Raw genomic sequence first — 16,696 nt, 5'->3', positions numbered from 1 at the left:
CATGGCAGTTATCAAGATGAAGCCAACCTCACCAGGCCGTCGTGGCATGGTGAAGGTTACGCGTGACCACCTCCACAAAGGTGAAGGTTTTGCGCCCCTGCTGGAACCTCAGTTCCAGAAGGCTGGCCGCAACAACAACGGTCACATCACGGTTCGCCACAAAGGCGGTGGTCACAAGCACCATTACCGCGTGGTCGACTTCCGTCGCAACAAAGACAACATCCCGGCCAAGGTCGAGCGCATCGAGTACGACCCCAACCGTACCGCGCACATTGCACTGGTGTGCTACGCCGACGGCGAGCGCCGCTACATCATCGCTCCACGCGGTGTTGAAGTGGGTGCGACGCTGTTGTCCGGTTCGGAATCTCCGATCCGCGTGGGCAACACGCTGCCTATCCGCAACATCCCCGTGGGTTCCACCATTCACTGCATCGAACTGCAAGTCGGCAAAGGCGCTCAAATCGCCCGTTCCGCTGGCGCTTCGGCTGTGTTGCTGGCCCGCGAAGGCATCTACGCCCAGGTGCGTATGCGTTCGGGTGAAGTGCGCAAGGTTCACGTGGACTGCCGCGCCACCATTGGTGAAGTGTCCAACCAAGAACACAGCCTTCGCCAGTTGGGCAAGGCCGGTGTGAAGCGTCATATGGGTATTCGCCCAACTGTTCGCGGTACCGCCATGAACCCAATCGACCACCCACACGGTGGCGGCGAGGGCAAGACCGGCGAAGGCCGTGCTCCGGTGGATCCATGGGGCAACCTGACCAAAGGCTACCGTACGCGCAACAACCGCCGTACGCAGTCGATGATCGTGTCGCGTCGCAAGAAGTAAAGGGTTGATAACATGACTCGTTCACTCAAAAAAGGCCCTTTCGTTGACCATCACCTGATGGCCAAAGTCGAAAAGGCCGTGTCCACCAAGGACAAAAAGCCCGTCAAGACCTGGTCGCGCCGCTCCATGATCCTGCCCGATTTCATCGGCCTGACCATTGCTGTGCACAACGGCAAGCAGCACGTACCCGTGTACATCACCGACCAGATGGTTGGACACAAGCTCGGCGAGTTCTCGCAGACGCGGACGTTCAAAGGCCATCCGGCGGACAAAAAAGCGAAGAAGTAAGGACCTACCATGAGTACAGAAACCCGCTCCGTCGTTCGCGGCGTGCGCCTGTCGGTGGACAAAGGCCGACTGGTTGCCGACTTGATTCGCGGCAAAAAAGTCGACCAGGCACTGAACATTCTCGCGTTCACGCAGAAAAAAGCTGCTGGCATCGTTAAAAAAGCGCTCGAGTCGGCCATTGCCAACGCCGAGCACAACGACGGCGCTGACATCGATGAATTGAAGGTCAAGACCATCTACATCGAGCAAGGCACCACGCTCAAGCGCTTCTCGGCCCGCGCCAAAGGCCGCGGCAACCGCATCAGCAAACCCACCTGTCACATTTATGTGACGGTTGGCAACTGAAGAGGTCAAGGACTATGGGACAGAAAATCAACCCAACCGGGTTCCGCCTCGCCATTTCGCGAAACTGGGCCAGCCGCTGGTACGCGAGCAACCGTGACTTCGCCGGCATGCTGGCCGAAGACATCAAGGTGCGCGAGTACCTCAAGGGCAAGCTGAAGAACGCCGCCGTTTCGCGCGTCGTGATCGAGCGCCCCGCCAAGAACGCACGCATCACCATTTACTCGGCACGTCCGGGCGTGGTGATCGGCAAAAAAGGCGAGGACATCGAGAAGCTGAAGAAAGAACTGGCTGCCAAGTTGGGCGTGCCGGTCGCGGTCAACATCGAAGAAGTGCGCAAGCCTGAAATCGATGCCAAGCTGATCGCTGACAGCATCACGCAGCAGCTCGAGAAGCGCATCATGTTCCGTCGCGCCATGAAGCGTGCGATGCAAAACGCCATGCGTCTGGGTGCCCTGGGCATCAAGATCATGTCGTCGGGCCGTTTGAACGGCATCGAAATTGCACGCTGCGAGTGGTACCGCGAAGGCCGTGTGCCACTTCACACCCTGCGCGCTGACATTGACTACGGCACGTCCGAAGCCAAGACCACCTACGGCATCATCGGTGTCAAGGTCTGGGTCTACAAGGGCGACACCCTGGGCCGCAACGATGCGCCCGTGGTGGCCGAAGCACCCCGTGCCGAAGAAGAGCGTCGCCCGCGCGGTCCACGCCGTGAGCGTCCAGCAGGTCCACCTGCACGCGCTGCGGTTCGCCGCCCTGGCGCCAATGCCGCACCGGCCGATGGCAGCGATAAGCCCGCCGAAGCCACCACCGGCACCGACAAACCCGCCGTTAAGCGCGTTCGTAAAGACGCACCCGCATCTGCAGCTGCGGACGGCAAAGGAGAATAACTATGTTGCAACCTGCTCGTCGCAAGTACCGTAAAGAGCAAAAAGGCCGCAACACGGGCGTCGCCACCAGTGGCGCCACCGTGGCTTTCGGTGACTTCGGTCTGAAGTCCACCGATCGCGGCCGCCTCACGGCCCGCCAGATCGAAGCCGCACGCCGTGCGATTTCCCGTCACGTGAAGCGTGGTGGCCGTATCTGGATCCGCGTGTTTCCGGACAAGCCGATCTCCAACAAGCCAGCCGAAGTCCGTATGGGCAACGGTAAGGGCTCGGTGGAGTACTACGTGGCTGAAATTCAGCCCGGTAAAGTGCTCTACGAGATCGTGGGTGTGCCGGAGCAGCTGGCTCGTGAAGCATTCACGCTGGCCGCCGCCAAACTTCCATTGCGCACCACGTTCGTGACGCGCTTGCTGGGTCAGTGATTCAGGAGAACATGCATATGAAAACTACTGAACTGCGCCAGAAGGATGTGGCTGGCCTCGAAGCCGAAGTGAAATCGCTGCAAAAGGCCCACTTTGGCCTGCGCATGCAAAAAGCCACGCAACAACTCAACAACAACGCCACGCTGGGCGACACCCGTCGCGCCATCGCCCGTGCCAAGACCATCCTGGCCGAGAAGCAGCGCGCTGCTGCGGTCAAATAAGGAGCGAACCCATGACGGAAGCTAAAACATCCCTCAAGCGCACCTTGGTTGGCAAGGTGGTTAGTGACAAGCGTGCCAAGACCGTGACGGTGCTGGTTGAGCGTCGCGTGAAGCACCCGCTTTACGACAAGATCGTGGCCAAGTCGAGCAAGTACCACGCGCACGACGAAAACGGTGAATACAAGACGGGCGACGTGATCGAGATCACCGAAAGCCGTCCGCTTTCCAAGACGAAAAACTGGGTGGTCAGCCGCCTGGTGCAAAAAGCCGCTCTGGTGTAAGCCTGTTTGTGCTGTTCGCAGCGCAAATCTGAAAAGCGACCGATACTTCGGTCGCTTTTTTTCTTTCTGAGCCCCGTTTTCATGGGGCCATTTTTTGAGACCCGCGGGTCCACAACCACGAGGAGCACAGCATGATTCAGATAGGCGAAAAAATTCCAGCCGCAACGTTGATGGAGTACATCGAAGTCGAAGGGAATGGCTGCAGCATAGGTCCGAACCCGGTCGACGTCCAAGCCGCCTCTGCAGGCAAAAACATTGCCGTGTTTGCGCTGCCGGGCGCTTTTACGCCAACCTGCTCTGCCAAGCATGTGCCTGGATTTGTGGAACAAGCTGCCGCTTTCAAAGCGGCTGGCGTGGACGAAATATGGTGTCTGAGCGTGAACGATGCGTTTGTGATGGGCGCTTGGGCACGCGAACAGAAGACGGGCGGTAAGGTGCGCATGCTGGCGGACGGCAGTGCCGATTTCGCCAAGGCGACAGGTCTGACGCTGGACCTGACGGCCCGTGGCATGGGCTTGCGCAGCAACCGTTATTCCATGCTGATCAAGGATGGCGTGGTTCAAAGCCTCAACATTGAAGGCCCTGGCAAGTTTGAAGTGAGCGATGCAGACACCCTGTTGGCTCAAGCCAAAGCGAGCGTCTGAGCCTTAAAGCCTTCTGCGACAAGAGCCGCGCTGTAAAAACAGCGCGGTTTTTTTGCTCAAAGGCGTTAAAGCTCGACCTTGAGGTAGTGGGCCCCCGCAATCGGGTTGTGATAATAAGGCGCAACCTCATAAAAGCCGGCTTCTTGGTACAAGGCCCGGGCCGCTTCCATATCGGTCAAGGTGTCGAGCAGCATGTTGGTGTAACCCGCCAACCGGGCTTCTGAAAGAATGAGATCCACCAACTGGCGCCCAAGGCCGAAGCCGCGGAAGGCCGGGCGCACGAACAGACGCTTCATTTCACAAGCGTTCAGGTGGTCACTCCCCTCCAGCGGGCGAAATGCACAGCAACCCGCAGGGCTACCGCCTACCAGCGCCAAAGCAATCGCCCCGTGCGGTGCCACGTATGGACCAGGCAGTTGTTCCAGCTCGGCAGCGAAGCCCTGGAAACACAGGTCGATGCCCAAATCGGCCTGGTAATCCAGAAATAGGACCCGAACGGCCTCGATGTCCTCCAGGCCATGGGCCCATCGTATGGTGATGTCGGTTGAAGAGGACTCGGTCATGTGCAGGCAAAGGGGCGATCGGGCCGCCGTGCAGGATGTGGATTGCCACTATAAAGCAGAGAAGGCCCCTACCCGGAATGGTTCCCATCAGAAGGAGCCTGTTTCGCCGAGCCAGACAAGGACATAAACTGCTGCCGCGCAGAGACTGAACACCGCCAGCGCGATGCAGCGGGTGAACCCAGTGTCGCGGGAGCCGGGCATGGGCGTAGACACGGCCTTGTCACCGAGCACCATGGGAAGCACTAGGATTTCTTTCTTCACCAGCTTGTGGAACAGGATGGCTGCGATGTGAAGAAGCACCAAGCCGAGCACGATGAATTTGCCGATGCTCTTGTGGTAACGGGTGGCCTGGCTGACGGTTTCGCCGGACACGAAGGCAACGAGGGGGCCGAAAAACGCAATTTCGTCGTCACTGATCAATCCGCTGCCGACCTGAGCCAGCAACACGGCGAGCAGTGCGAACACCGACAGTGCACCCAGTGGGTTGTGCCCTGTGGTGTGCTCGGGCCGTGCCTGGCCCTTGAGGTAGTTCAGGGCCGTACTTGGCGTGTAAAGGAAACTGGAAAAACGCGACCAATGCCCACCAATGAGGCCCCACACGAGCCTGAAAAGCAGCAGCGTGAGGACGGCATACCCCAGGCGAAGGTGCCAATTCATCCAGTTGCCACCGACGTTGCCGGTGATCAGCAGTCCGACAACACAACAGGCCAGCGCCCAGTGAAAGAGGCGGGTTGGAAGATCCCAGACGCGAATGATGTGCATAGTGGGTGCCTTAGCCGCGTCGAGCGGCATTGAAGAGGGAGTCTGGAAGGCGCGGAACAGTTGCGTTGGAACTTGGAAGAAAGTCATACACTTTGCCCAGCGCAGCCGCTTTGGTTGTGCAAAGTCTACTCAACCCGCGTAGGAGACCGCATGAAAATCTTTTCTTCACTCGCTATCGCCGCCGTGGCACTGGCTGCGTCTGTTCCCGCTATGGCGCAATTTCAAAAGCCCGAAGACGCCGTGAAATACCGCAAAGCCGCCTTCACCGTGATGGGCGCGCACGTCGCACGCATTGGAGCGATGGCCAACGGACGTGTTCCCTTCGACGCTGCTGCGGTGGCCGAAAATGCGGCTCTGATGGAGACGATGAGCAAGTTACCGTGGGCAGGATTTGGCCCCGGCACAGACAAGGGCGATACCCGCGCCAAAGCCGAGATTTGGACGGAACAAGCGAAATTCACAGCGGGTGCTGAAAAGATGCAGGCCGAAGTGGCAAAACTGAATGTGGCGGCCAAAACTGGCAACCTGGATGCGGTGAAAACGGCTTTTGGTGCCGTGGGCCAGAGCTGCAAAGCGTGCCACGACGTCTACCGCAAGGATTGATCGCCGCAGGCTGTGGCTGGCGGGCCATGCAAAAAGGCTGGTGTCTTGCGAGCGCCAGCCTTTTTAAATGGTACTCAAGCAATCAGCTCTGCGCCAGCAGCTTTTCGATGAGCGAGTGCAGCGCTGCAAAGTCAGGCTCGCCCACGTAGCGTTTGACAATGCGCCCTTGCTTGTCCACCAGGTAGGTGGTGGGTGTGAGTTTGACGTCGCCCCAGCGCTGGGCGATTTCGCCGGTGTTGTCGAGCGCCACTTTGAAGGGCAGTTGCCGCGTCTGGGCGAAATTCAGTACCCAGGCCGGAGGGTCGTAGCTCATGGCTACCGCCACGGTTTCAAAGCCTTGGTCTTTGTACTTGTTGTAGGTTGACGCCAGAGCTGGCATTTCTTTGACGCATGACACACAAGTTGTGGCCCAAAAATTCACCAGCGTCACTTTGCCTTTAAGGTCGGCTGTGGTGGTCTTGGCGCCGTCGATCAACACGAATGTTGAGTCAGGCGCTGCGTCCCGGGCACCACATCCCGCGAGCAACAAGGTGGAAGCCAAACCCAGAGCTGCCACCGCTGAGAGCAGGGTGCGCCGAGGTACCGAGGTGTGTGTTTCTTGGGTCATTGTGGTTTGAGCGTGCCGCGAATACCGTGCTCAGATTGAGCAAAACGTTTTTGATACCGTCCATCTTCAGGAGTTCACCATGCAGCGCCGCCAGTTTAACCAGTCGCTTGCCAGCGCCACAGCGTTGTTGGTTCTGGCTGTCCACCAGCAGGCTCAAGCCCTCGCGCTGGCTGACCTGACCGATAAAGACGCCAGCACCGGGCTCAAGACCGCTCTGGAACGAGGTGCGCTCGCCGCAGTGGCCTTGTTGGGCAAGCCCGACGGCTTTCTGGGCAACCCAAAGGTGCGTATTGCGCTGCCAGGTTTCCTGGAAGATGCGGCCAAACTGCTGAAGATGACCGGTCAGGGCAAGCGGGTGGACGAACTCGTGACCAGCATGAACCGCGCGGCTGAGGCTGCGGTGCCCATGGGCAAGGACTTGCTGGTGGGTGCGGTCAAAAGCATGTCGGTAACCGATGCGAAAAAAATCCTGACCGGTGGCGATAACTCGGTCACGCAATTTTTCGCCGAGAAAACACGACTCCCGCTCGGAGAGCAATTTTTGCCGGTGGTGACGCAGGCCACCGAACACGTGGGCCTGGCCGCGAAATACAACAAAGTGGCGGGCAGAGCAGCGGGTATGGGACTGGTGAAGAAAGAAGACGCCAATGTTCAGCAGTACGTGACCAGCAAGTCGCTGGATGGCCTGTACACCATCATTGGTGATGAAGAGCGCAAGATTCGACAGAACCCGGTGGGCGCTGGCAGCGCCATCCTGAGCAAGGTGTTTGGCGCCTTGAAGTGAGTCTGTGCAGCACCGTGATGCCAACGGCGTTAGCAGGTGCTTACTTCAATTTTGCGCGGGCCTCGTTCAGGCGCGCTTCCAGGTACTCGCCATAGAAGTCGGGCACGGCCACGCCCACCAGGCGTTCGGCCAGCTCCTGTCCGTTGGGGCCCAGAAACAGCACGGTGGGTGCAAAGCGGGCTTTCCAGGCGCGGGCCTGGTCGGCGGGCGTGGTGGTTTCCCCAGCAAAGCCTTGCAGGTTGGTGGTGCGGTCGCGGATGTCAATTTGCACGGCCTGCACCTTGCCCTCGGCCCGCATGGGTAGCAGATAGTGGTTGCGCACCAAGTCGCAATACGGGCAACCCGTGAGGGTGGTCATGACCACCAACGGCTCGCCCCGCGCCGCTGCGGCTTGCGCGGCCGCACGCAGTGAAGGCGGGCTGGGTAGGGCAGCGTGCGCTTTTGTGGCAGTGGCTCGCGCGGGCGTGGCTGTGGTCATGTTGGGAACCAAAATAAAGTGACAGCAAGACTGGGTGCGGCTCAGACAATACCGCGCTGCTGCAATTCAGACAAGCGCTCGGCGGGAGCGTTCAACCAGTCGCGCAAAACCTCAGCGGTGTGCTGGCCCAGCATGGGCGGAGGCAGATCGTTGCGCACTGGGGTGGCGCTGAGCTTGAGCGGGCTGGCCACCAGGTCCACCGCGTCGGCCATGGGGTGCTCCCAGCGCTGCACCATGCCGCGCGACAAAATGTGCTCGTCGGCAAAGACCTCGGCCAGGTTGTTGATCGGTCCGCCCGGCACCTTGGCGGCTTCCAGGGCGGCCAACCAGTCGGCCTTGCTGCGGGTTTTCATGATCGCCTCCAGCAACGGCACCAACGTATCGCGGTGGCGCACGCGGTTTTGGTTGCGGGCATAGCGTTCGTCAAGCGCCAGCTCGGTCTGGCCGGCAACTTCGCAAAATTTGGCGAACTGGCTGTCGTTGCCCACAGCCAGGATGATGTGCTGAGGCTGGCCTTGCGCATCGGGTGCGACTTCGAACACTTGGTAGGGCACGATGTTGATGTGTGCGTTGCCGGCTCGGCCGGGCACTTTGCCTTCTTCGCGGCCTCGCACCAGGTAGTTGGCGCCCAGGTTTGCGAGCATGGCCACCTGGGTGTCCAGCAGCGCCATGTCGATGTGCTGGCCTTCGCCGGTGCGCTCGGCGTGGCGCAGCGCCGCCTGAATGGCGACCGTGGCGTAAAGCCCAGTGAAGAGGTCAGCCACAGCCACGCCCACCTTCTGCGGACCGCCACCAGGCAGGTCGTCACGCTCGCCGGTCACGCTCATCAGGCCGCCCATGCCTTGTATGGCGTAGTCGTAACCCGCCCGGTCTTTGTAGGGGCCGGTTTGCCCAAAGCCGGTGATGGAGCAGTACACCAGGCGCGGGTTGAGGGCGTGCAACGAGGCGAAATCCAGCCCATAGCGCGCCATGTCGCCGACCTTGTAGTTTTCCACGAATACATCGGCTTTGGCGGCGAGATCGCGGATCAACGCCTGGCCTTCGGGCTGGGCAATGTCGCAGGTGATGGAGCGTTTGTTTCGGTTGGCACCTAGGTAGTAAGCCGCCTCGTGGGTGTCGGCACCATCGCGTCCGCGCAGGAACGGCGGTCCCCAGCCGCGGGTGTCGTCACCGCCGGGGTGGTTTGGGCCCGGCGGGCGTTCCACCTTCACCACGTCGGCCCCCAGGTCGGCCAGGGTTTGCGTGCACCAGGGGCCGGCGAGCACGCGCGACAAATCAAGTATGCGGATACCATCCAGAGCGTTCATTTCGCCATTGTGCGCGACCCGGCGCGGTTCGGTTGTCGCTGCCGCGTGGCCGACCCTTTGCTGGAATCCCATGTTGCTCTTTAACCGGGCTGGTGCGCCGTGCGCTCACCGCACGCTGTCTCGTTGGCTGTTGCCGTTTTTGCTGCTCGCCTGGGCAGCGTCGGCCTGCAGCCCCACCTTTAACTGGCGCGAATGGCGATCCGATAGCACGCCCCTACAGGCGCTCATGCCGTGCAAGCCCGAGAGCGCCGTGCGCCCGGTGCCGCTGGGCGGCACCCCCACCACCTTGCACATGCACAGCTGCGATACCGGTGGCTTGACCTTTGCAATAGCCTGGGCCGAACTGCCCGATGCGGCACGCGCCCCCGAGGCGCTGGCCCAGTGGCGCGGCGCGGCGCTGGCCGCCATTCGGCTGGACCCGGCTTTGGCGCTTGACGCCCAAACCCAGTGGGCTGCGCGGGTGCCAGGCGCAGCCACTGTCCAAGGCCTGACGGCCCAGGGCACCACCCACGACAACCGCCCAGTGCAGATGCGTGCGGTGTATTTCGCCCGGGGCAACCATATTTACCAGGCGGCGGTGTACGGCACCCGTCTGCCAGATGCCGAATTGACCACGTTTTTCGACGGGCTTCGGCTGCCATGAGCGGTCCCAAGCCCCGTGCAGCTGCCCACGCCAGCGCAGCCAAACGCCCTGGGCCTGAGCGCCGACCTTCGGAACCGGCGGGAGCGTACACACCCGGCGCCAACCCTGCGGTGGACCAGTTGGGTCTGCGCGCGGCGGTGGTTGTGTTTCTGTCCTTCGCGCTGGCCTACTTCTTTTCGGCCCTCGTGCGCGCCATCACTGCCACCATTTCACCCACCCTGAGCGTGGAACTGGCGCTCAACGCCAGTGATCTGGGTTTGCTGGCTGGCGGCTATTTTTTTGGCTTTGCGCTCACCCAACTGCCGCTGGGCAACTGGCTCGACCGCCACGGCCCGCGCCGGGTGATTCTGGCCTTTTTGAGCCTGGCGGTGCTGGGCTGCGTGGCATTTGCGCTGGCCACCAGCTTTTCGGGTTTGCTGGCGGCGCGGGTGCTCACCGGTATGGGCGTGAGCGCCTGCCTCATGGCGCCACTCACCGGCTACCGCCGCTGGCTCGCACCGGCCGCACAGATGCGCGCCAACTCCTGGATGCTCATGACCGGCTCGCTCGGCATGGTGGCCGCCACGCTGCCCGTGCAGTGGCTCATGCCCTTGATGGGCTGGCGCGGTTTGTTCTGGGCGCTGGCGGCGTTGATTCTGCTGTCCATGGTGGGCATTGCCGCAGCGGTGCCACCGTGGCGCCAGGCGGTGGTGCAGCCGCTCTCGCACGGCGCCAGCGGCACGCCGCCTGGCTACGGACTGATCTGGCGGCATCCGTATTTCCGCCAGATGCTGCCGATTGGTTTCGTCAACTACGGTGGCATGGTGGCGGTGCAAACACTCTGGGCTGGCCCGTGGATGGTGAAGGTGGCGGGCTACACGCCGCAGCAGTCGGCGGCCGGGTTGTTTGGCATTAACTTGTCTATGCTAGGTGCGTTCTGGCTCTGGGGCATCGTGAACCCTCGGCTGGTGCAGCGCGGACTGAGCGCCGAGCGTCTGATTGCCTGGGGTTTGCCGCTGAGTCTGGGTGTGTTGGCGACCATTGTGGTGCTGGGCGCAGGCGCGGGCTGGCCGATGTGGGCTTTGTTTTGCGTCAGCAGCACTTTCGTGGCGTTGTCACAGCCGGCGGTGGCGCTGGCGTTGCCTGCCGAGGCCGCAGGCCGTGCCTTGTCGGCTTACAACCTGGCCATTTTTTCCGGTGTGTTTGCGGTGCAATGGGGCATTGGCCTGGTCATTGACGCGTTCAGCGCACTGGGCTGGAGCGAACCCGACCGCTTCCGCGCTGCGATGGGCGTCTTCCTGCTGTGTTGTGTGCTGGCCTACCTGAGCTTTCTCCGCCCTTACGTCCGTTCAAAGGCCCGCAACACGGGTTGGCAACAAGGCTAAACTGGTGCGATGAACGGCATCCTCATCATTGCCCACGCGCCGCTGGCTTCGGCTTTGCGCGCATGCGTGTTGCACGTGTTTCCAGACAGCGCCGAGGCGGTGGCTGCGCTGGACGTTCAACCCAATATGCCGCCCGAAGAATCGCTTGCCCAGGCGCGCGCCCTGATGCGCCAGCTGGGCCAGCCCAACACCTTGGTGGTGACCGACGTGTTCGGCGCTACCCCCTGCAACGTGGCGCAAAAGCTGGTCGACGGCGTGCGCTCCAAGCTGATCACCGGCGTGAACCTGCCGATGCTCCTGCGCACCGTGTCGTACCGCCACGAGTCGCTGGACGCGCTAATCTCGCGCGCCATGATCGGTGCCACGCAGGGTGTGATTCAGGTGGCGGTGACCGCTCCCCAAAATCAGGCCAGACGAGCCCCCCATGATCAAAACCACCGTGACCATCAGCAATAAGCTCGGGCTGCACGCGCGCGCTTCGGCCAAACTCACCAAACTCGCTGGCAGCCACAGCTGCGAGGTCTGGATGTCGCGCGGTGAGCGCCGCATCAACGCCAAAAGCATCATGGGCGTGATGATGCTGGCTGCCGGCCTGGGCAGTCAGGTGGAGGTAGAAACCAGCGGCGCCGACGAGCAGCAGGCGATGGACGCTCTCGTGGCGCTGATCAACGACAAGTTCGGCGAGGGTGAGTGATGGCCTGCTGCGCCTGCATGCGTCTGGCCGTGCTGTGTATGCGGGGCTGTGCCGCGGCGCAGGCCGCTGAACGCGACCCCATCGGCTTGGGGTTCGCATGAGTTTTTCCATACACGGTCAGGCTGTTTCTCGCGGCATTGCCATCGGGCGGGCGGTGATCGTGGCGTCCAGCCGCATGGACGTGGCGCACTATTTCGTCACCACCGAGCAAGTGGACGCCGAAATCGAACGCCTGCGCAGCGCGCGCAATGCGGTGGTGGAAGAAATTGAGCGGGTGCAGCACAGCCTGGGCGCACTGGGCTCTAACGACGCGCACCCCGAACTCAGCGCGCTGCTGGATGTGCACCTCATGCTGCTGCAGGACGAGCAGCTCACCAGCGGCGTCAAGCACTGGATTGTGGAGCGCCATTACAACGCCGAATGGGCGCTCACCAGCCAGCTGGAGGTGATTGCGCGCCAGTTCGATGAAATGGAAGACCCCTACCTGCGCGAGCGCAAGGCCGACCTGGAGCAGGTGGTCGAACGCATGCTGCGGGTGATGCGGGGCATGGTGTCGCCTGTGGCCGCGGGTGCCCAACCCGGCGCACACGACAGCAGCAACGAAGCGCCCCTGGTGCTGATCGCGCACGACCTGTCACCGGCCGACATGCTGCAGTTCAAGCAAAGCGTGTTCGCCGGTTTCGTGACCGACGTGGGGGGCAAGACCAGCCACACCGCCATTGTCGCGCGCAGCATGGACATACCGGCGGTGGTCGGTGCCCGCTCAGCCAGCCACCTGATCGGGCAAGACGACTGGGTCATCATCGACGGTGATGCGGGCGTGGTGGTGATCGATCCCTCACCGGTGCTGCTGGCGGAATACGGTTTCAAGCAGCGACAGGGCGAGGTCGAGCGCGAGCGCCTGGCGCGGTTGAAAAACACACCGGCTGTGACGCTGGACGGCCAAAAAATCGAGTTGCTGGCCAACATCGAACAACCCGAAGATGCGGTGGCCGCGCTCAAGGCCGGCGCGGTGGGCGTGGGCCTGTTCCGCACCGAATTTTTGTTCATGGGCCGCAACGGCAAGCTCCCTGACGAGGAGGAACAGTACGCGGCTTACCGCCGCGCGGTGGAAGGCATGCAGGGCCTGCCCGTCACCATCCGCACGGTGGACGTGGGTGCCGACAAGCCGCTGGACCGTGGCGCTTCACGCTCGGGTGACGACTACCTGAACCCGGCGCTGGGTTTGCGCGCCATCCGCTGGAGCCTGGCCGACCCGGCCATGTTTTTGGTGCAGTTGCGCGCCATTTTGCGTGCCGCCGCACACGGCGCGGTCAACCTGCTGGTGCCCATGCTGGCGCATGCGAGCGAAATTCGCCAGACGCTGGCGCTGGTACAGCGTGCACGCGAACAGCTGGATGCGCGCGGCCAGGTGTATGGCGCGGTGCGCTTGGGCGCCATGATCGAAGTGCCGGCCGCAGCGCTCACCATCCCGCTGTTTCTGCGCCATTTCGACTTTCTGTCCATTGGTACCAACGACCTGATCCAGTACACGCTGGCGATTGACCGCGCCGATGAGGCCGTGTCGCACCTCTACGACCCGGTGCATCCGGCGGTGTTGCAGCTGCTGGCCAGCACCATTGCACAGGCGCGGGCACAGGGCAAGGGCGTGAGCGTGTGCGGTGAAATGGCGGGTGACGTGACCATGACGCGGTTGCTACTCGGTTTGGGTCTGCGCAGTTTTTCCATGCATCCGTCGCAGATATTGGCAGTCAAGCAGCAAATCTTGCGCTGCGACACGGTCAAGCTCGCCACCTGGGCGCAGAGCGTGCTGGTGGCCGAAGACCCAGCCGCGCTGATGGCCGATTGATGGGGCTGGCCCCGATGCTTCTGCGCATCCACCACGCAGCCATCATTGCCTCTGACTACGCGCGGTCCAAACGTTTTTACACCGAGGTGCTGGGGCTTGCCGTGGTGGCCGAGCACCACCGCGCCGCGCGCCAAAGCTGGAAGCTCGATCTGTCGTTGCCCGATGGTTCGCAGATCGAGTTGTTTTCATTCCCGGGCGCACCACCCCGGCCCTCGTACCCCGAAGCGCAAGGCCTGCGTCATCTGGCGTTTGAGGTGCAGGACGTGGGGTTGTGCAAGCGCGAGCTGGAAGCCATGGGCGTGGCTGTCGAAGCAGTTCGACGGGACGAAGCGACCGGTCGGCAGTTCGTCTTTTTCGCCGACCCCGACGGCTTGCCGCTGGAGCTTTACGAAGCGGCCCCATCGTTCTGAGGGCAACCTGCGTTCGAGCCAAACGTTTTGAATGCGCCTGACGCCAGCATGCGTTCGTCGTAGGCATAGCGCGCATTGTGGTGTAGGGCAGCCAAATGGGCTAGGAGCCTGCGCGGCAGAAGGCGTTAGAGCGAAACGGGTGTGAAAAGAGCCCTATTTGGCTGGGCTTTTGAGGACTGTGGCTTGTTGCCACAGCCGGAAAAACCGGGGCGAAGTGGGACGTTTTTCCGCCCTTTGCAGCCGATGCCCTTCTGCCGCGCAGGTTCCTCGGTTGAGCAGGTGTCTTATACGGACCCGACCAGCCCCAATTGAAGGTTTTCCGCGCATCTGCCACCCCCATCTTGATTGATCGGTGCCACACCCAGGAGGTTGGCGATGCGCCAGCGGCGCGGCCAGTTTGTGCAATTTCGCCAACCGCGCGGAAAAGAGGGCAGCACCAACGCCCTAGTCGCAGCTCAAATCTTGGCTGACGCGCCATGTTGTTCCCAGACGTCGCTGGCGCACTGCTTCTCGATGGCTCCCGTGCGGGTGGCCGCTGCGCCCCACCTTTTTTGCAGGCCATGCTGCTGTGTGTGTCAGTGCACAGACGAACTGCGCGCAGAAGCAAAACCTGGTGTTTGCATTAAGCGATGCGAAAGCAAAGTCAAAAACAAGAGTGACTCGAACGTTGCCTCCCAACCCGTGCAGCTGAACACAGGCCGAATGCGATGAAGCGATGTTGCTTCGAATTTTTCAGCATGGAGGCCCGATAGGAATATGACAAAAACAGGGCCAAAATTGGCGTTGGTCTTGGTGGCCGTGGGATGGATGGGCAGCGTCTGGGCCGACACCTACACGGTAACCGCTTTGGCTACCGCAGCGGTTGTGACGCCGTTGACCGTGACGAAGGCGGCCGACATGAAGTTCGGCACTTTTGCAGCCACTGGCGGTGCCGAATGTGTGATGCAGCGCACCACAACCGCGCTTTCAGCGGGAAGCGCCGTGAAGGTGCACACCGGTGCGGCGCTGACAGCGGCCACATTCGCCGTGAGGGGGGCGGCGCTCGCACTTTCGCTATCGTCTATGAAGGCTCCAGTACTGCACTGCACATGTTGCCACCATGCCTATTGACTGGACAACCGTAGCCATGTCTGCCGAAGCCGCTGTGGCAGACCTGTTCAATGGGGCGAAGGCTACCGGGGATACCCTGACCGCCGGTGTGGCCAACATCTTTGCGGTCAGTAACCTCACGGTCAGCGCCTACCAGCCAGCATCCGCCTACACGGCAACTGGGTGGTGACGGTGGCCTACAACTGAGCTGGGGTTGGCGTTGGCATGCCGGCCCGGGCGTTGTTTGCGTTGGTTTTCTCCCCAGCGGGTCTCGGTTTGGCTGTTATCGGCGGGTTTCTGTGCCGTGGTACCAGCAGTTGCTCAAACGATTGCCAGCACAGCGAATCTGTCGTTGGGTGCATTTGCAGCGATGCCAGGGGGCGGTGGCGGTACGGTCGCTGTAGCCCTGAGCGGTGTCCGCACCACGGCTGCAGGCCGCGTGATGTTGATTGGCCATGCCGGTATTTCGGCTGCGGCGTTCACGGTCAGCGACACCCCCGGTGTTGCCTACAGTCTTTCGCTGTCCATGGACAGCACCGCAGTCCTCGCGGAGGGTGACGGTCACCCCATGGCGCTTCATGGTTTTGTTGTGAGTTCCGGCGCCACTGGCGTTTTTTCCGGCTCTTCAGGGGCTATAGCTCGGTATGAGACCTTGGTGCAACCTGGGTTGTGATGCTCTCGGGCGCTTCGCCTTCTGCGCCTATTTATGTGTATGCCTTCCCCCCCCCCCCCCCAGCATGTTGACGCCACTAACGCCTTAAAAACCCCATCACCGCGCGCGTGTGGCTAGCACCGCCGCGCCGATGATCATCACCGCCGCCAGCGCCACCGACAGGCTGGGCGTCTCACCGCGCACCCACAGCAGCGTGAGCGTGGACAGCAGCGGCGTCAAGAAGCTCAGCACCCCGATCTGCCGCGCGTCGCCGCGCTTGAGTGCCGCGTCCCACAGAAAAAACGCACCGCCCAGCGGCCCCAGGCCCATCAGCATGATCAGCCCCCAGTCGCGTGCAGACAGGGCCGTGGCGGGCTCCAGCCACGCGTGGCACAGCAAAGACAGCAGCCCCGAGACCAGTGCAAAGCTGCCAATGGCGGTGGTGGGGAAGGCGCGCACCCGCTTGGTCAGCAGCGAGTAGCTGGCCCAGATGAACGCCGAGCCTAGCGCTGGAATGTAGCCCCAGGCCCATACCGCTTCGGCGCTGCCACCGCGCCCACCCAGGATGGCCAGCGCTGCGCCAGCGAAGCCCAGCAGCGCAGCCACCACATGCCTCAGGGTGAGCGACATGCCCGGCAGAAACAGGGGTGCCATCACCACAATACCCAGCGGCCAGAGGTAGTTCACCAGGTTGGCCTGCACTGGCGGCGCGTGGCGCAACGCAATGAACAGCAAAAAGTGAAAGCCAAACAGGCCGTAAACGCCAATGGCTAGCGTGGGCAGCGGCACACGCCATTGGCGAAAGTCAAAGCGCGAGAGTGGCAGGGCGATCACGCTGCCGACCAGCAAGGCCAGTCCGGTCAGCAAAAACGGGGGCACGTGCGACAGCAACACCCCGAGCGCCGCCAGTGAGGCCCACAGCGCAATGGCACCCAGCGCCAGCAGGTTGGCGCTCATGGGCAGGTTCCGTTGTTTTG

The 16,696-nt window shown here is 62.0% G+C and carries 25 protein-coding genes; 19 read left to right on the top strand and 6 right to left on the bottom strand.

Annotated elements, in window-relative coordinates:
* Position 1: 1 nt before the first annotated feature.
* The 8 genes from rplB (at position 2) to ACTG4K_RS00225 (ending at position 3,914) form a co-directional block, all read left to right on the top strand.
* Positions 2 to 826 carry a 50S ribosomal protein L2 gene (rplB, locus tag ACTG4K_RS00260; RefSeq protein WP_304835046.1) on the top strand — a complete coding sequence of 275 codons (825 nt, stop codon included), beginning with the start codon at positions 2 to 4 and terminating at the stop codon, positions 824 to 826.
* Between the two features lie 12 nt (positions 827 to 838).
* Positions 839 to 1,114, top strand: coding sequence for a 30S ribosomal protein S19 (rpsS, locus tag ACTG4K_RS00255; protein ID WP_304835043.1), 276 nt, complete (start codon positions 839 to 841; stop codon positions 1,112 to 1,114).
* 9 nt (positions 1,115 to 1,123) lie between these two features.
* Positions 1,124 to 1,459, top strand: coding sequence for a 50S ribosomal protein L22 (gene rplV, locus ACTG4K_RS00250; protein ID WP_439112197.1), 336 nt, complete (start codon positions 1,124 to 1,126; stop codon positions 1,457 to 1,459).
* A 14-nt stretch (positions 1,460 to 1,473) separates the two neighbouring features.
* Positions 1,474 to 2,349 carry a 30S ribosomal protein S3 gene (rpsC, locus tag ACTG4K_RS00245; RefSeq protein ID WP_439112196.1) on the top strand — a complete coding sequence of 292 codons (876 nt, stop codon included), beginning with the start codon at positions 1,474 to 1,476 and terminating at the stop codon, positions 2,347 to 2,349.
* Between the two features lie 2 nt (positions 2,350 to 2,351).
* Entirely contained in the window at positions 2,352 to 2,768 is a 417-nt protein-coding gene (gene rplP / locus ACTG4K_RS00240) for a 50S ribosomal protein L16 (RefSeq protein ID WP_304835037.1), read from the top strand.
* A 17-nt stretch (positions 2,769 to 2,785) separates the two neighbouring features.
* Positions 2,786 to 2,989 carry a 50S ribosomal protein L29 gene (gene rpmC, locus ACTG4K_RS00235; RefSeq protein ID WP_439112195.1) on the top strand — a complete coding sequence of 68 codons (204 nt, stop codon included), beginning with the start codon at positions 2,786 to 2,788 and terminating at the stop codon, positions 2,987 to 2,989.
* Between the two features lie 11 nt (positions 2,990 to 3,000).
* The gene (gene rpsQ, locus ACTG4K_RS00230) at positions 3,001 to 3,270 is read left to right on the top strand and encodes a 30S ribosomal protein S17 (protein ID WP_304832224.1); all 270 of its coding nucleotides are present in this window, start codon (positions 3,001 to 3,003) and stop codon (positions 3,268 to 3,270) included.
* Positions 3,271 to 3,401: 131 nt separating this feature from the next.
* Positions 3,402 to 3,914, top strand: coding sequence for a peroxiredoxin (locus ACTG4K_RS00225; protein ID WP_439112194.1), 513 nt, complete (start codon positions 3,402 to 3,404; stop codon positions 3,912 to 3,914).
* A 65-nt stretch (positions 3,915 to 3,979) separates the two neighbouring features.
* Here ACTG4K_RS00225 and ACTG4K_RS00220 read toward each other — a convergent pair whose 3' ends face one another.
* Positions 3,980 to 4,477 (bottom strand): GNAT family N-acetyltransferase, encoded by a 498-nt coding sequence (locus ACTG4K_RS00220; protein ID WP_439112193.1) that lies wholly within the window; start codon positions 4,475 to 4,477, stop codon positions 3,980 to 3,982.
* Positions 4,478 to 4,564: 87 nt separating this feature from the next.
* Positions 4,565 to 5,239 (bottom strand): cytochrome b/b6 domain-containing protein, encoded by a 675-nt coding sequence (locus tag ACTG4K_RS00215; protein WP_439112192.1) that lies wholly within the window; start codon positions 5,237 to 5,239, stop codon positions 4,565 to 4,567.
* 150 nt (positions 5,240 to 5,389) lie between these two features.
* Here ACTG4K_RS00215 and ACTG4K_RS00210 point away from each other — a divergent pair, with 150 nt between their 5' ends.
* Positions 5,390 to 5,842 (top strand): c-type cytochrome, encoded by a 453-nt coding sequence (locus tag ACTG4K_RS00210; RefSeq protein ID WP_439112642.1) that lies wholly within the window; start codon positions 5,390 to 5,392, stop codon positions 5,840 to 5,842.
* 82 nt (positions 5,843 to 5,924) lie between these two features.
* On the opposite strand, the gene ACTG4K_RS00205 is transcribed toward ACTG4K_RS00210, so the two are convergent.
* Complete coding sequence (locus tag ACTG4K_RS00205; protein WP_439112191.1) at positions 5,925 to 6,449, bottom strand: TlpA family protein disulfide reductase; 525 nt, start codon at positions 6,447 to 6,449, stop codon at positions 5,925 to 5,927.
* A 79-nt stretch (positions 6,450 to 6,528) separates the two neighbouring features.
* On the opposite strand from ACTG4K_RS00205, the gene ACTG4K_RS00200 reads away from it, so the two are divergent.
* Positions 6,529 to 7,233, top strand: a complete 705-nt coding sequence (locus tag ACTG4K_RS00200; protein WP_439112190.1) for a DUF4197 domain-containing protein — start codon at positions 6,529 to 6,531, stop codon at positions 7,231 to 7,233.
* 40 nt (positions 7,234 to 7,273) lie between these two features.
* On the opposite strand, the gene ACTG4K_RS00195 is transcribed toward ACTG4K_RS00200, so the two are convergent.
* Both ACTG4K_RS00195 and ACTG4K_RS00190 read right to left on the bottom strand, forming a co-directional pair.
* Positions 7,274 to 7,711 carry a thioredoxin fold domain-containing protein gene (locus ACTG4K_RS00195; protein WP_439112189.1) on the bottom strand — a complete coding sequence of 146 codons (438 nt, stop codon included), beginning with the start codon at positions 7,709 to 7,711 and terminating at the stop codon, positions 7,274 to 7,276.
* Positions 7,712 to 7,752: 41 nt separating this feature from the next.
* Positions 7,753 to 9,018, bottom strand: a complete 1,266-nt coding sequence (locus ACTG4K_RS00190) for a CaiB/BaiF CoA transferase family protein (protein ID WP_439112188.1) — start codon at positions 9,016 to 9,018, stop codon at positions 7,753 to 7,755.
* Positions 9,019 to 9,088: 70 nt separating this feature from the next.
* Between ACTG4K_RS00190 and ACTG4K_RS00185 the strand changes: the two genes are divergently transcribed.
* The 9 genes from ACTG4K_RS00185 (at position 9,089) to ACTG4K_RS00145 (ending at position 15,740) form a co-directional block, all read left to right on the top strand.
* The gene (locus tag ACTG4K_RS00185) at positions 9,089 to 9,661 is read left to right on the top strand and encodes a hypothetical protein (protein WP_439112187.1); all 573 of its coding nucleotides are present in this window, start codon (positions 9,089 to 9,091) and stop codon (positions 9,659 to 9,661) included.
* On the top strand, positions 9,658 to 11,025 hold the full coding sequence (locus ACTG4K_RS00180; RefSeq protein WP_439112186.1) for an MFS transporter: 1,368 nt from the start codon (positions 9,658 to 9,660) through the stop codon (positions 11,023 to 11,025). The genes ACTG4K_RS00185 and ACTG4K_RS00180 overlap by 4 nt, the downstream gene beginning before the upstream one ends.
* 9 nt (positions 11,026 to 11,034) lie before the next feature.
* Positions 11,035 to 11,481, top strand: coding sequence for a PTS sugar transporter subunit IIA (locus ACTG4K_RS00175; protein WP_439112185.1), 447 nt, complete (start codon positions 11,035 to 11,037; stop codon positions 11,479 to 11,481).
* A complete protein-coding gene (locus ACTG4K_RS00170; protein WP_439112184.1) occupies positions 11,450 to 11,719 on the top strand; it encodes an HPr family phosphocarrier protein in 270 nt (89 codons plus the stop codon). Before ACTG4K_RS00175 ends, ACTG4K_RS00170 begins: the two co-directional genes overlap by 32 nt.
* Before the next feature lie 97 nt (positions 11,720 to 11,816).
* The gene (gene ptsP / locus ACTG4K_RS00165) at positions 11,817 to 13,568 is read left to right on the top strand and encodes a phosphoenolpyruvate--protein phosphotransferase (RefSeq protein ID WP_439112183.1); all 1,752 of its coding nucleotides are present in this window, start codon (positions 11,817 to 11,819) and stop codon (positions 13,566 to 13,568) included.
* Between the two features lie 14 nt (positions 13,569 to 13,582).
* Positions 13,583 to 13,978 carry an SMU1112c/YaeR family gloxylase I-like metalloprotein gene (gene gloA2, locus ACTG4K_RS00160; protein ID WP_439112182.1) on the top strand — a complete coding sequence of 132 codons (396 nt, stop codon included), beginning with the start codon at positions 13,583 to 13,585 and terminating at the stop codon, positions 13,976 to 13,978.
* Positions 13,979 to 14,734: 756 nt separating this feature from the next.
* Entirely contained in the window at positions 14,735 to 15,088 is a 354-nt protein-coding gene (locus ACTG4K_RS00155) for a DUF4402 domain-containing protein (protein ID WP_439112181.1), read from the top strand.
* Complete coding sequence (locus ACTG4K_RS00150) at positions 15,078 to 15,257, top strand: hypothetical protein (RefSeq protein WP_439112180.1); 180 nt, start codon at positions 15,078 to 15,080, stop codon at positions 15,255 to 15,257. The genes ACTG4K_RS00155 and ACTG4K_RS00150 overlap by 11 nt, the downstream gene beginning before the upstream one ends.
* A gap of 114 nt (positions 15,258 to 15,371) precedes the next feature.
* Positions 15,372 to 15,740: a DUF4402 domain-containing protein gene (locus ACTG4K_RS00145; protein WP_439112641.1), complete on the top strand. Its 369-nt coding sequence runs from the start codon at positions 15,372 to 15,374 to the stop codon at positions 15,738 to 15,740.
* Positions 15,741 to 15,836: 96 nt separating this feature from the next.
* Here ACTG4K_RS00145 and ACTG4K_RS00140 read toward each other — a convergent pair whose 3' ends face one another.
* The gene (locus ACTG4K_RS00140) at positions 15,837 to 16,676 is read right to left on the bottom strand and encodes a DMT family transporter (protein WP_439112179.1); all 840 of its coding nucleotides are present in this window, start codon (positions 16,674 to 16,676) and stop codon (positions 15,837 to 15,839) included.
* Positions 16,677 to 16,696 lie beyond the last annotated feature (20 nt).

This window comes from Hydrogenophaga sp. (genome assembly GCF_965657535.1).
Taxonomy (GTDB): Bacteria; Pseudomonadota; Gammaproteobacteria; order Burkholderiales; family Burkholderiaceae_C; genus Hydrogenophaga.
This window is presented reverse-complemented; position numbering and strand designations above follow the sequence as displayed.

Excerpts from the sequence above, each read along its gene's own strand:
- ACTG4K_RS00225 (WP_439112194.1), top strand. The coding sequence starts at position 3,402 with ATGATTCAGATAGGCGAAAAAATTCCAGCCGCAACGTTGATGGAGTAC.
- ptsP (WP_439112183.1), top strand. The coding sequence starts at position 11,817 with ATGAGTTTTTCCATACACGGTCAGGCTGTTTCTCGCGGCATTGCCATC.
- ACTG4K_RS00215 (WP_439112192.1), bottom strand. The coding sequence starts at position 5,239 with ATGCACATCATTCGCGTCTGGGATCTTCCAACCCGCCTCTTTCACTGG.
- ACTG4K_RS00190 (WP_439112188.1), bottom strand. The coding sequence starts at position 9,018 with ATGAACGCTCTGGATGGTATCCGCATACTTGATTTGTCGCGCGTGCTC.
- ACTG4K_RS00155 (WP_439112181.1), top strand. The coding sequence starts at position 14,735 with ATGACAAAAACAGGGCCAAAATTGGCGTTGGTCTTGGTGGCCGTGGGA.
- rplP (WP_304835037.1), top strand. The coding sequence starts at position 2,352 with ATGTTGCAACCTGCTCGTCGCAAGTACCGTAAAGAGCAAAAAGGCCGC.
- gloA2 (WP_439112182.1), top strand. The coding sequence starts at position 13,583 with ATGCTTCTGCGCATCCACCACGCAGCCATCATTGCCTCTGACTACGCG.
- rpsQ (WP_304832224.1), top strand. The coding sequence starts at position 3,001 with ATGACGGAAGCTAAAACATCCCTCAAGCGCACCTTGGTTGGCAAGGTG.
- ACTG4K_RS00205 (WP_439112191.1), bottom strand. The coding sequence starts at position 6,449 with ATGACCCAAGAAACACACACCTCGGTACCTCGGCGCACCCTGCTCTCA.
- ACTG4K_RS00210 (WP_439112642.1), top strand. The coding sequence starts at position 5,390 with ATGAAAATCTTTTCTTCACTCGCTATCGCCGCCGTGGCACTGGCTGCG.
- ACTG4K_RS00220 (WP_439112193.1), bottom strand. The coding sequence starts at position 4,477 with ATGACCGAGTCCTCTTCAACCGACATCACCATACGATGGGCCCATGGC.
- ACTG4K_RS00185 (WP_439112187.1), top strand. The coding sequence starts at position 9,089 with ATGTTGCTCTTTAACCGGGCTGGTGCGCCGTGCGCTCACCGCACGCTG.
- ACTG4K_RS00170 (WP_439112184.1), top strand. The coding sequence starts at position 11,450 with ATGATCAAAACCACCGTGACCATCAGCAATAAGCTCGGGCTGCACGCG.
- ACTG4K_RS00180 (WP_439112186.1), top strand. The coding sequence starts at position 9,658 with ATGAGCGGTCCCAAGCCCCGTGCAGCTGCCCACGCCAGCGCAGCCAAA.
- ACTG4K_RS00175 (WP_439112185.1), top strand. The coding sequence starts at position 11,035 with ATGAACGGCATCCTCATCATTGCCCACGCGCCGCTGGCTTCGGCTTTG.
- ACTG4K_RS00150 (WP_439112180.1), top strand. The coding sequence starts at position 15,078 with ATGCCTATTGACTGGACAACCGTAGCCATGTCTGCCGAAGCCGCTGTG.
- ACTG4K_RS00140 (WP_439112179.1), bottom strand. The coding sequence starts at position 16,676 with ATGAGCGCCAACCTGCTGGCGCTGGGTGCCATTGCGCTGTGGGCCTCA.
- ACTG4K_RS00200 (WP_439112190.1), top strand. The coding sequence starts at position 6,529 with ATGCAGCGCCGCCAGTTTAACCAGTCGCTTGCCAGCGCCACAGCGTTG.
- rpsS (WP_304835043.1), top strand. The coding sequence starts at position 839 with ATGACTCGTTCACTCAAAAAAGGCCCTTTCGTTGACCATCACCTGATG.
- rplV (WP_439112197.1), top strand. The coding sequence starts at position 1,124 with ATGAGTACAGAAACCCGCTCCGTCGTTCGCGGCGTGCGCCTGTCGGTG.
- rpmC (WP_439112195.1), top strand. The coding sequence starts at position 2,786 with ATGAAAACTACTGAACTGCGCCAGAAGGATGTGGCTGGCCTCGAAGCC.
- ACTG4K_RS00195 (WP_439112189.1), bottom strand. The coding sequence starts at position 7,711 with ATGACCACAGCCACGCCCGCGCGAGCCACTGCCACAAAAGCGCACGCT.
- rpsC (WP_439112196.1), top strand. The coding sequence starts at position 1,474 with ATGGGACAGAAAATCAACCCAACCGGGTTCCGCCTCGCCATTTCGCGA.
- rplB (WP_304835046.1), top strand. The coding sequence starts at position 2 with ATGGCAGTTATCAAGATGAAGCCAACCTCACCAGGCCGTCGTGGCATG.